The following is a 9,785-nucleotide window of genomic DNA, read 5'->3' on the forward strand; positions in this document are numbered from 1 at the left end:
CCAGGCCAAGTGCCAAACCCATTTGCTCTGAAGAGAGCAATTCGAAATGGGGCACTTCAAAACCGTCAATTCCTTCGTCCGCCGCCGCGTGGCCCAGGGCCCTGAGGGCCCCCGCCATCTTGCCGCGCCCATCGGGGGCCGCGTCGGTGGCGGTGATGAGCGCCACCAGGCCGCCCGTCTCGATCAGGCCGCGCACCTTGGTCGCGCCCAGCGTCAGCTGGCCGGCCTTGCGGGCCATGTTGAGCGCCGCTAGAAAGCGCTGCTCCAGCCGCAATTGGGTGAGGCCGGGCAGGTCGTCGGGCAGGCGTATCTCGGCCTTGAGGCTGCGGGCGAAAACCTTGCGCTTGACCGCCTCTTCCACCGCCGCGCGGCTGAGGCCGATCCAGACGCCCCGCCCCTCGGCCTTGGCTTCGGTGTCGGGCACCAGGATATCGTCCGGCCCCAGCACGAAACGGATCAGCTCCTCAACCGGCCTTTCGGTCCGGCTGAGGGCGCACATCCTGGTCGTTTCGTCGCGCCGGGCCATTGCTGGTGCCCTCGCCGCTTCGGCCCTTAGGCCGAAACCTCTTCGCTGGCGGCGTCGTCTTCGAGCCCGGGCAGGTCTTCCTCACTGACCCAGCCGGCCTTGATGCGCGCCTGCATGATCATGTCCTCGGCCTCTTCGCGCGACACCGGGAAATCCTTGAACGTGCCCTCGAAGCGCTTGGTTTCGCCGTCCTTGCGCTCGCTCCAGCCAATCAGGTCGTCGGCGGCGCAGCCGGCGAAGTCCTCGACGGTCTTGACGCCGTCCTTACCCAGCGCCACCAGCATGGCGGCGGTAAGCCCGCCGATCTCGTAAAGCTCGTCCATGACGCCGAGCGCGCGGCGCTCCTCGTCATATTTGCGGTCGATCTCGGCCAGATATTCGGCGGCGCGATTCTGGATCTCGCCGGCGGTCTCCTCATCGAACCCATCGATGGAGGAAATCTCATTGGTGTCGATATAGGCCAGTTCCTCGACCGAGGAGAAGCCTTCCGAAGCCAATAGCTGGGCAACCATCTCGTCAACGTCAAGGGCGGCCATGAACAGGGACGAGCGCTCGGTGAAGTCCTTCTGGCGGCGCTCGCTCTCTTCCTGCTCGGTGAGGATGTCGATATCCCAGCCGATGAGCTGGCTGGCGAGGCGCACATTCTGCCCGCGCCGGCCGATGGCCAGCGACAATTGCTCGTCGGGCACCACCACCTCGATGCGCTCGGCCTGCTCGTCCAGAACCACCTTGGCGACGTCCGCCGGTTGCAGGGCCGAGACCACCAGGTCGGCGATATTGTCGGTCCAGGGGATGATGTCAATCTTTTCGCCCTGGAGCTCGCCCACCACGGCCTGAACCCGGGAGCCGCGCATGCCCACGCAGGCGCCGACCGGATCGATCGAGCTGTCCGAGGAGGTCACGGCGATCTTGGCGCGCGAGCCCGGATCGCGGGCGATCGAGCGGATGGTGATGACGCCATCGTAGATTTCCGGCACTTCCTGCATGAACAGCTTGGCCATGAACTGCGGATGGGTGCGGGAAAGGAAGATCTGCGGCCCGCGCTGCTCGCGGCGCACGTCATAGACATAGGCGCGCACGCGGTCGCCATAGCGGAACATCTCGCGCGGGATCAGCTCGTCGCGGCGGATGATGGCCTCGCCCCGGCCCAGATCGACGATGACATTGCCATATTCGACGCGCTTGACCGTGCCGTTGACGATTTCGCCGATGCGGCTGAAATACTCGTCATACATGCGCTCGCGCTCGGCATCGCGCACCTTCTGCACGATGACCTGCTTGGCCGACTGGGCGGCAATGCGCCCGAATTCCATCGGCGGCAGCGCCTCGGTGAGGAAGTCGCCCACCTTGGCCTCGGGCGATTTGAGCTGGGCGCGCTGCAGGTCGATCTGCCGGCTGGGCTCTTCCACCTCCTCGACGATTTCCAAAAGCCGCCACATGCGGGTCTCGCCCGAACGCGGATTGATCTCCACCTTGATTTCCGTCTCGGCGCCGTAGCGACCCTTGGCGGCCTTTTCCATGGCGTCCTGCATCGCCTCGATCACCACCATGCGGTCGATCGATTTCTCGCGGGCAACGGCATCTGCGATCTGCAGCAGTTCGAGGCGGTTCGCGCTCACGGCCATTTAATGGATCTCCTGGCTTTTTCGTCTTGCCGCCGTGTCCTGGGCCGTTCCGGCCTCCGGGTCGTCGGACTTGTAGTCGTCATTGGAATCGGCGTCGGCATATTCGACCGTCTCGGTCTCGTCGTCGTCGAGCGGATGGGCTTCTTGGTCGATGCGGGCCTTTTCCATCAGCGCGTCGCTCATCACCAGCTTGGCCTCGGCAAGGCTGGCCAGGGGCAGGCGGTGATTGGGATCGGTGCCGGCGGGGGCGTCGGGCAGGATGATGGTGACGCTCTCATCGTCCACCGGGCCGATCAGGCCACGGAAGCGCTTGCGGCCATTGAGCATTTCGCCCAGCTCGATCTTGGCTTCATGGCCGGCATAGGCCTCGAAGTCGCGCCGGCGCACCAGCGGCCGGTCGATGCCGGGAGAGGACACTTCCAGATGGTATTCGCGCTCGATGGGGTCTTCCACGTCCAGCACGGGAGACAGGTCCTGGCTCAGCGCCTCGCAATCGGCGATGGTGAAGCGCCCTTCCCCGTCCTCGGCCATGATCTGCAAGGTCATGCCGTTTTCCTGGGTGATCTTGATCCGCACCAGCGCATAGCCCAGGCCATTGGCCACCGGCTCGACAATGCGGGCGATGCGGGCCTCGAGCCCGGTTTCCCTGATATAGCGCTTTTCGGTCAGATCGAAAGCCATGCAAGTCCCGGATAAACAAAAAGAGCGGGAGCCCCGGGGGCACCCACTCTCGAATGAGAGCAACGATGTCGGCTCTATATAGCCTTCGGCCGCCCAAAAGGCAAGGGAGGGGCCGGCCTACCTCTCCCAGGTGACGTTGGCGACGTCGGCGCCCTCCGCCTCGAGCAGGCCGCGCAGCTCTTCCACCATGGGATCGGGGCCGCAAAGATAGAAATTCTGTCCGAAGTCCCCGACATGCTCGCGCAGGAAGCCGCCGTCGATCTTTTCCTGCAACAGGGCGGATTTGGGGTCTCCGGTAAGGGTCCAGAGCACGTCCAGCCCCTTCATCGCCTCGAATTCCTTTCTGAGGATGATGTCCTTTTCGGTGCGGTAGGAGACGATCAGCCGGTTGCCGGCGATTTTCCCGGTGGCGGCCAGATGGCGCAATATGGCGATGAACGGCGTCACGCCCGCCCCGCCGGCGATGAAGGTGCCCGGCCCGCGATACTGGATCGTTCCCCATACATCGCGCAGGATCAGCCGGTCACCGGCCCCCAGCGACCAGAGTTCGTTGGTGACGCCGGAATGGTCGAAATAGCTCTTGATGGTGAATTCGAGGTCCGCCGCATCGGGCAGGCAGGTGAAGGTGAAGGGGCGTTTTTCCTCGCGCCACCCCTCGCGGTCGATGCTGACCTTGGTGGCCTGGCCGGGGGTGAATTGATAGCCCTTGGGCCGCTCCACCCGATAATGGCGGACATTATGGGTGACGGGGATGGTTTCGAGAATGGCGACGCTAGTTTGCATGATGATCTCCTGTCCGTCAAACAACAGGACAGCAGCCGGGCCGGTTCCCCGTCAAACCGTCGCAGCGCGCCGGGTAAAGCTGAAATAAAAGCTCACCATGCGGCCCTCGCGGCGGGCCTTCTGCTCATAGCGGGTCGCCTGCCAGCCCGGATAGGGCTGGTGCCATTCCCCCGGCTGCCGCGGCGCGAAGGCAAAATCGGGCGCGCGCAGGATATGGGCCAGCGTCCAGTTGGCGTAATCCTCGATATCGGTGGCGAAATGGAAGACGCCACCCGGACGGATGACGCGCGCCAGCTCGCCCAGCGTGGTGGGCGAGACGAAGCGCCGCTTGTGATGGCGCGTCTTGGGCCAGGGGTCGGGATAGAGCAGATAGACCGCGTCCACCGACGCCTCGGGCAGCGCCATCAGCAGCTTGAGCGCGTCATCGGTGAACAGCCTGATATTGGCGAGGTTTTCCGCCGCCACCGCCTGCACCATCTTGCCGATGCCGCCGGTGAAGACCTCGCAGCCGACAAAGCCGGTTTCGGGGGCCTCCCCTGCCTTGCGCGCTAGATGCTCGCCCCCGCCATAACCGATCTCGATGGCGATGCGCTCTGCATCGGGAAACAGCGCGCGGGGATCGATGCGTTCGGCCAGCTTGAGTTCGATGCGCGGCAGCAACTCGTCCACCAGCGCCTTCTGGCCGCCATGCAGGGTCTTGCCGGCGCGGCGCCCGAAAAAGGCGCGGGGCTCGCCCGAGCGGGTCTTGGGAAGTTGATGGTCCGACATGGTCATCCGATGCAAAAAGGGCCTCTCCCCCGCCTTTTGCGGAAAAGAGGCCCCCGGTCAATCCGCGCCATCCAATTGTGGCCGCATCGGAACGGTCCGATCAGGCGACGGCGGCCTTGAGGGCCTTGACCAGATCGGTCTTTTCCCAGGAGAAGGAGCCATCGCGCCCCGGCTTGCGGCCGAAATGGCCATAGGCGCTGGTCTTGGCGTAGATGGGCTTGTTGAGATCGAGATGGGTGCGGATGCCGCGCGGGGTGAGGTCCATCACCTTGGCCAGCGCCGCTTCCACCTTCGCCTCGTCCACCTTGCCGGTGCCGTGCAAATCCACATAGATCGAGAGCGGCTCGGCCACACCGATGGCATAGCTGAGCTGGATGGTGGCGCGGTCGGCAAGACCCGCCGCCACCACGTTCTTGGCCAGGTATCGCGCCGCATAGGCGGCCGAGCGATCCACCTTGGTGGGGTCCTTGCCCGAAAAGGCGCCGCCGCCATGCGGGGCTGCCCCGCCATAGGTGTCCACGATGATCTTGCGTCCGGTCAGGCCCGCATCGCCATCGGGGCCGCCGATGACGAATTTTCCGGTGGGATTGATGTGCCAGACCGTGTCCGTGCCGATCCAGCCTTCGGGCAGGGACGCGCGGATATAGGGCTCGACGATGCGGCGCACATCGGCCGAGGTCAGGCTCTCGTCCAGATGCTGGGTGGAGAGCACGATCTGGGTCACCCCCACCGGCTTGCCCTCCTCATAGCGCACCGTCACCTGGCTCTTGGCATCGGGGCCGAGCTTGCCGGCCGGGCTGTTATTGGCCTTGCGGGCGATGGTGAGATTTTCCAGGATCTTGTGGGCGTAATAGATCGGCGCCGGCAGCAGCTCGGGGGTTTCCCGGCTGGCATAGCCGAACATGATGCCCTGGTCGCCCGCGCCAACGTCCTTGTTGCCCGCCGCGTCCACGCCCTGGGCGATATCGGCCGACTGGCCGTGCAGCAGCACATCGATCTTGACCGTCTTCCAGTGGAAGCCGGACTGCTCGTAGCCGATGGCGCGGATGGCCTTGCGGGCCGTGGATTTGAAGCGGGCGGGATTGATGCGGGGATGGCCGGAGGCATCGCGCACGATGTTGCCGTCCCGGTCCTTCTTGAGCAGCGTTTCGGGCACGCGCACTTCCCCGGCGATCACCAGCCGATTGGTCGTCGCCAGGGTTTCGCAGGCGATGCGCACCTGCGCGGGGTCCATGCCGGTCTTTTTGGCCTCGCGGAAGATCATGTCGACGATTTCGTCCGAAATCCGGTCGCAAACCTTGTCCGGATGGCCTTCCGAAACCGATTCGGAGGTGAAGAGATAAGAAGATCGTGCCAACCCAAATCCCCTGTCTGTGCCCGAAAAACCGCAAATTGGGCCCTGATCTGGGGTTTTGACACCTCCGGGCCCGGCCGGTCAAGCATCATATAAAGAAAGCTTGATATGCCGCGGCCCGGATCGGGAGAATGAAATGCGCCTGTGGGTCGGAAGGAGCGAACTTGCTCGCTTCAGAGCGGTTTGCGCCGCTCCCCGCGCCAGGCGGCCAGCGAGATGGCAAGCCCGGCCAGGAGCCCGATCAGCAGCGGCCAGTGCCGCCATTGCGAAAACGGCGTGGCGGCCAGTTTTTCATGCGGGCGCACATCGAGCACCGCCATTTCCCGGGGCGCCAGCTCGCCGGTGATCCGCCCCAGCGGGTCGGTGGCGAAGGTGAGGCCGGAATTGGCGGCGCGGATGAGGCTCATGCCCTCCTCCACCGCGCGGATGCGGGCATGATGGGCATGCTGGGCCGGACCGATCGAGCCATCGAACCAGGCGTCATTGGTGACGTTGAAGAGAAATTGCGCCCCCCCCGTATCGCCCAGATCGCCCGAGAACAGGATTTCGTAGCAGATCAGCGCCAGGAAACCGGGCGTGCCGGGCAGGCTCATCAGCCGGCGCCGCGCATCGCCATGCGCCCAGCCCTCCGCTCCGGGCACGAATTGGGTAATGCCGAAGCGGGCGAAGAACTCGCCAAAGGGCAGGAATTCGCCGAAAGGCACCAGATGCGCCTTGTCATAGGAGGCGATGACCTCGCCCTTGTCGTCTATGGCCAGGACGGCGTTGAAGGGCGGGCCGGAGGGCGTGCTGGCGCCCGGCTCATATTGCTGGCGCGGCGCGCTGGCCAGCAGCACCGTGCCCTCGGGCAACAGCCGCGCGATCCGCGCCAGCGCCTCGGGATAGGTCGACAGGAAAAACGGCAGGCTCGATTCGGGCCAGACCAGATGGGTGATGTCGGCCAGCCCCTGGTCGGTGGGGTCCATGCGCATGTCGCTCAACATCAGCAGCCGGTCGATCAGCGCCACCGGATCGACATTGCCGAAATCGGCATGCTCGTAGACCAGCGGCTGCACCAGCCGCATGGAGATGTCGCTGCGCTCGCTCGCCTGCGTTCCCGCCAGCCGGTCGTGGCCATAGCCCAACTGCGCGGCGATGACCCCGATGATGAGGAAGAAGGGCAAGAGGCGCCGGCTGAGGCTGCGCCCGTCCCCCGGCCAGATCAGCGCCGGCAGCAAGGCGATCAGCGCCGCCACCAGCGTCAGCCCGTAAATTCCGATCACGGCGGTGATCTGCATCATTTCGTCGGTGGGGGTGAGCGCATAGCCCAACAGATCGAAGGGAAAGCCGGTAAGCACATGCCCGCGCGCCCATTCGGCCAGCGTCAGGGCACAGGCCAGCGTCACCACCCGCCAGGGGCCCTGCGTCCAGACCAGATGCGCCAAGGCGCTCCCCGCGCCCCAGAAGGCCGCGATCAGCGCCGAAAGCGCCAGGATGGCGAAGGGCATGACGCCGATGAACCAGCCGCCATCGACGAAGAAGGCGGCGCCCAGCCAGTGAAAGGCGACGATGAAATAGCCCCAGCCGAAGGCAAAGCCGATGCGGAAGGCCGGACCGAACACCCGCTGCCAGCCGCGCGGCCGGCCGGCGCCGTCCAGGCACCACACCCAGATCGGGAAGCTGACGAACAGCGCCGGCAGGATGAAGAGCGGCGGCACCGACAGTCCGGCCACCGCGCCGGCCAGCATCAGCAGCGCGAAACGCCGCCAGCCATGGCTCAACATGGCGGTTTCGGCCAGCCAGGTCATCATCGGCTCCGGGGCGAATCAGGGATCATGCCGCACCCTTGCCGCCCCCGCCCGGAGCGTCAAGGCGGCACCGGGCTCGACAGCGCCCCATGCCGGCGCTAGAGCGATGCCATGAGCATCATTCTCGCCATCGACACCGCCGCGCCGCGCCTGCAATTGGGGCTGCTGCTGGCCGATGGCCGGCTCGATACCAGCCTGGACGAAATCGCCACCGGCCATGCCGAGCTGATTTTTTCGCGCATCGCGGCGCTGCTCGAACGCAATGGCATTACCTATGCCGATCTGAGCCGCATCGTCACCACCACCGGGCCGGGCTCCTTCACCGGCCTGCGCATCGGATTATCGGCGGCGCGCGGCATCGGGCTGGCCCGTCGGGTGCCGGTGGTGGGCGTCTCCAATCTGGTGGCGCTGTCGCTGGCCGTCCGGGGACCGTGCCGCGTGCTGCTCGATGCGCGGCGCGCAGAAGCCTATGTGCAGGATTTTTCCGCCCCCGGCGTGCCGGCGGGGCCGGCGGCGCTGTTGCCGATGCAACAGGCCCGCGAAGGCCTGGCTCCGGGCGTGCCCCTGCTCGAAACGCCCTTCCTCGATATCGGGGCGCTCGCCCGGTTTGGCGCCGGGCTGGATCCGGCCACCCATCCGCCCGAGCCCGACTATATCCGCGACGCCGATGCCAAGCCGCAGACGGCGGCGCGCATAGAAAGGCTGGGCCGATGATGAAATTGTGGATGGCGCCCGCCGGGCTCCATATCGAGCCGGGCCGGGCCGGGGATGCGCGGGACCTCGCCCGCATCCATGCCCAGGGCTTTTATCGCGGCTGGAGCGCCGGGGAATTCGATAGCTTCCTCGCCGAGCCGGCCACCCCGGTCTATATTGCCTGCGACGCGCGGCGGCGCATTGCCGGCTTTGCGCTCATCCGCATCGCCGCCGACGAGGCGGAACTGCTCACCATCGCCGTCGATCCCAAGTTTCGCGGCAAGCGCATCGGCCAGGCGCTGATGCGCGCCGCCTTCGAGGACCTGCAGCTCACCCCGGCGCGAAAAATGTTTCTCGAAGTGGCCGAGGACAATGTCGCGGCCATCCGGCTCTATAAAGGCGAGGGTTTCGTCACCACCGCCACGCGCAAGGGCTATTATCCCCGGCCCGATGGCAGCCAGGCCACCGCGCTTGTCATGATGCGCGATCTTGGGTAACCCGGTTGCACCAAACATCGGACTGGGAGCTGGCGCGTGAGCAAGAGCCCGAACGACCCCACATTGGAGGAAGCCTGCGTCGCCCGCGGCATGCGCATGACCGATCAGCGGCGCATCATCGCCCGGATCATCGAGGCGGCCACCGACCATCCCGATGTCGAGGAGCTCTATCGCCGCGCCTCCGCCGTCGACGAGCGCATCTCGCTCTCCACCGTCTATCGCACCGTCAATCTCTTCGAGGAGGCGGGGCTGGTCACCAAGCATGACTTCAAGGACGGCCGCGCGCGCTTCGAGCTCATCCCCGACGAGCATCACGACCATCTGATCGATATCCGTTCGGGTCGGGTCATCGAATTTCGCAATGAGGAGATCGAGGCCATTCAGGATGTGATCGCCAAGCGTCTCGGCTACCGGCTGGTCGATCATCGCCTCGAACTTTACGCAGTGCCCATCGAAGGGGGCGGGGACAAAGTCAAATGATCCTGCGGGTTCTGTTCTTCCTCTTCATCTTCCTGCCTTTCCTCATCCTCGTCATTCCGGTGCAATTGCTCATCAATGCGCTGCGCCTGCCCTGCTGGACCGTGCTGCCGCGGGTCTTTCACCGCCTGGGCTGCATCTTTGTGGGGCTGCGCGTCACCCTGGTGGGCCAGCCCGCCACCGGGCGGCCGACCCTGCTGGTCTCCAACCACGTCTCCTGGACCGACATCATCGCCATAGGGTCGGTGGCCGACGTGACTTTCGTCGCCAAGCGCGAAGTGGGCGAATGGTTCTTCGTGGGCATGATGGCGCGGCTGCAAAAGACCATTTTCGTCGATCGCACCCGCCGCTCCGACGCCGGTCGCACCGCCCATGAAATGGGCGCCCATATGGCCGGCGGCAATGCCGTGCTGCTGTTCGCCGAAGGCCAGTCCGACATCGGCACCCATGTGCTGCCCTTCCGCTCGGCCCTGGTCGGCGCCGCCCAGCACGCCATGCTCGATGCCGGCGCCAGCGAGGTGATGATCCAGCCTTTGACCATCGCCTATACCCGGCTCCAGGGCCTGCCGGTCGGCCGCACCGAGCGCTCGCTGA

General features: G+C 65.6%; 11 protein-coding genes. 4 read left to right on the forward strand and 7 right to left on the reverse strand.

The window, feature by feature from the left end:
* The 7 genes from VDP82_RS08945 to lnt form a co-directional block, all read right to left on the reverse strand.
* Positions 1–499 (reverse strand): DUF448 domain-containing protein (locus tag VDP82_RS08945; RefSeq protein WP_323014504.1); only part of this gene is annotated, 499 nt, incomplete at its 3' end.
* A 53-nt stretch (positions 500–552) separates the two neighbouring features.
* Positions 553–2,151, reverse strand: a complete 1,599-nt coding sequence (gene nusA, locus VDP82_RS08950; protein WP_323014505.1) for a transcription termination factor NusA — start codon at positions 2,149–2,151, stop codon at positions 553–555.
* A complete protein-coding gene (gene rimP, locus VDP82_RS08955) occupies positions 2,152–2,832 on the reverse strand; it encodes a ribosome maturation factor RimP (protein ID WP_323014506.1) in 681 nt (226 codons plus the stop codon).
* Between the two features lie 117 nt (positions 2,833–2,949).
* Entirely contained in the window at positions 2,950–3,615 is a 666-nt protein-coding gene (locus tag VDP82_RS08960; RefSeq protein WP_323014507.1) for a flavodoxin reductase, read from the reverse strand.
* Positions 3,616–3,666: 51 nt separating this feature from the next.
* A complete protein-coding gene (gene trmB, locus VDP82_RS08965; protein WP_323014508.1) occupies positions 3,667–4,383 on the reverse strand; it encodes a tRNA (guanosine(46)-N7)-methyltransferase TrmB in 717 nt (238 codons plus the stop codon).
* Positions 4,384–4,483: 100 nt separating this feature from the next.
* On the reverse strand, positions 4,484–5,740 hold the full coding sequence (metK, locus tag VDP82_RS08970; RefSeq protein WP_323014509.1) for a methionine adenosyltransferase: 1,257 nt from the start codon (positions 5,738–5,740) through the stop codon (positions 4,484–4,486).
* Positions 5,741–5,910: 170 nt separating this feature from the next.
* Positions 5,911–7,524, reverse strand: coding sequence for an apolipoprotein N-acyltransferase (gene lnt / locus VDP82_RS08975; protein ID WP_323014510.1), 1,614 nt, complete (start codon positions 7,522–7,524; stop codon positions 5,911–5,913).
* 111 nt (positions 7,525–7,635) lie between these two features.
* Here lnt and tsaB point away from each other — a divergent pair, with 111 nt between their 5' ends.
* The 4 genes from tsaB to VDP82_RS08995 form a co-directional block, all read left to right on the forward strand.
* The gene (gene tsaB, locus VDP82_RS08980) at positions 7,636–8,238 is read left to right on the forward strand and encodes a tRNA (adenosine(37)-N6)-threonylcarbamoyltransferase complex dimerization subunit type 1 TsaB (protein WP_323014511.1); all 603 of its coding nucleotides are present in this window, start codon (positions 7,636–7,638) and stop codon (positions 8,236–8,238) included.
* Entirely contained in the window at positions 8,235–8,714 is a 480-nt protein-coding gene (gene rimI, locus VDP82_RS08985) for a ribosomal protein S18-alanine N-acetyltransferase (RefSeq protein WP_323014512.1), read from the forward strand. Before tsaB ends, rimI begins: the two co-directional genes overlap by 4 nt.
* Positions 8,715–8,804: 90 nt before the next feature.
* A complete protein-coding gene (locus VDP82_RS08990; protein ID WP_323014514.1) occupies positions 8,805–9,194 on the forward strand; it encodes a Fur family transcriptional regulator in 390 nt (129 codons plus the stop codon).
* A partial coding sequence (locus tag VDP82_RS08995) for a lysophospholipid acyltransferase family protein (protein WP_323014513.1) occupies positions 9,191–9,785 on the forward strand: 595 nt, incomplete at its 3' end. The genes VDP82_RS08990 and VDP82_RS08995, both read left to right, overlap by 4 nt.

It is taken from the genome of Devosia sp. (assembly GCF_034675085.1).
Classification (GTDB): domain Bacteria; phylum Pseudomonadota; class Alphaproteobacteria; order Rhizobiales; family Devosiaceae; genus Devosia.

Bases quoted from the DNA above. Each gene is read 5' to 3' on its own strand.
- nusA (WP_323014505.1), bottom strand. From the start codon at position 2,151: ATGGCCGTGAGCGCGAACCGCCTCGAACTGCTGCAGATCGCAGATGCC.
- rimP (WP_323014506.1), bottom strand. From the start codon at position 2,832: ATGGCTTTCGATCTGACCGAAAAGCGCTATATCAGGGAAACCGGGCTC.
- VDP82_RS08960 (WP_323014507.1), bottom strand. From the start codon at position 3,615: ATGCAAACTAGCGTCGCCATTCTCGAAACCATCCCCGTCACCCATAAT.
- trmB (WP_323014508.1), bottom strand. From the start codon at position 4,383: ATGTCGGACCATCAACTTCCCAAGACCCGCTCGGGCGAGCCCCGCGCC.
- lnt (WP_323014510.1), bottom strand. From the start codon at position 7,524: ATGACCTGGCTGGCCGAAACCGCCATGTTGAGCCATGGCTGGCGGCGT.
- tsaB (WP_323014511.1), top strand. From the start codon at position 7,636: ATGAGCATCATTCTCGCCATCGACACCGCCGCGCCGCGCCTGCAATTG.
- rimI (WP_323014512.1), top strand. From the start codon at position 8,235: ATGATGAAATTGTGGATGGCGCCCGCCGGGCTCCATATCGAGCCGGGC.
- VDP82_RS08990 (WP_323014514.1), top strand. From the start codon at position 8,805: ATGCGCATGACCGATCAGCGGCGCATCATCGCCCGGATCATCGAGGCG.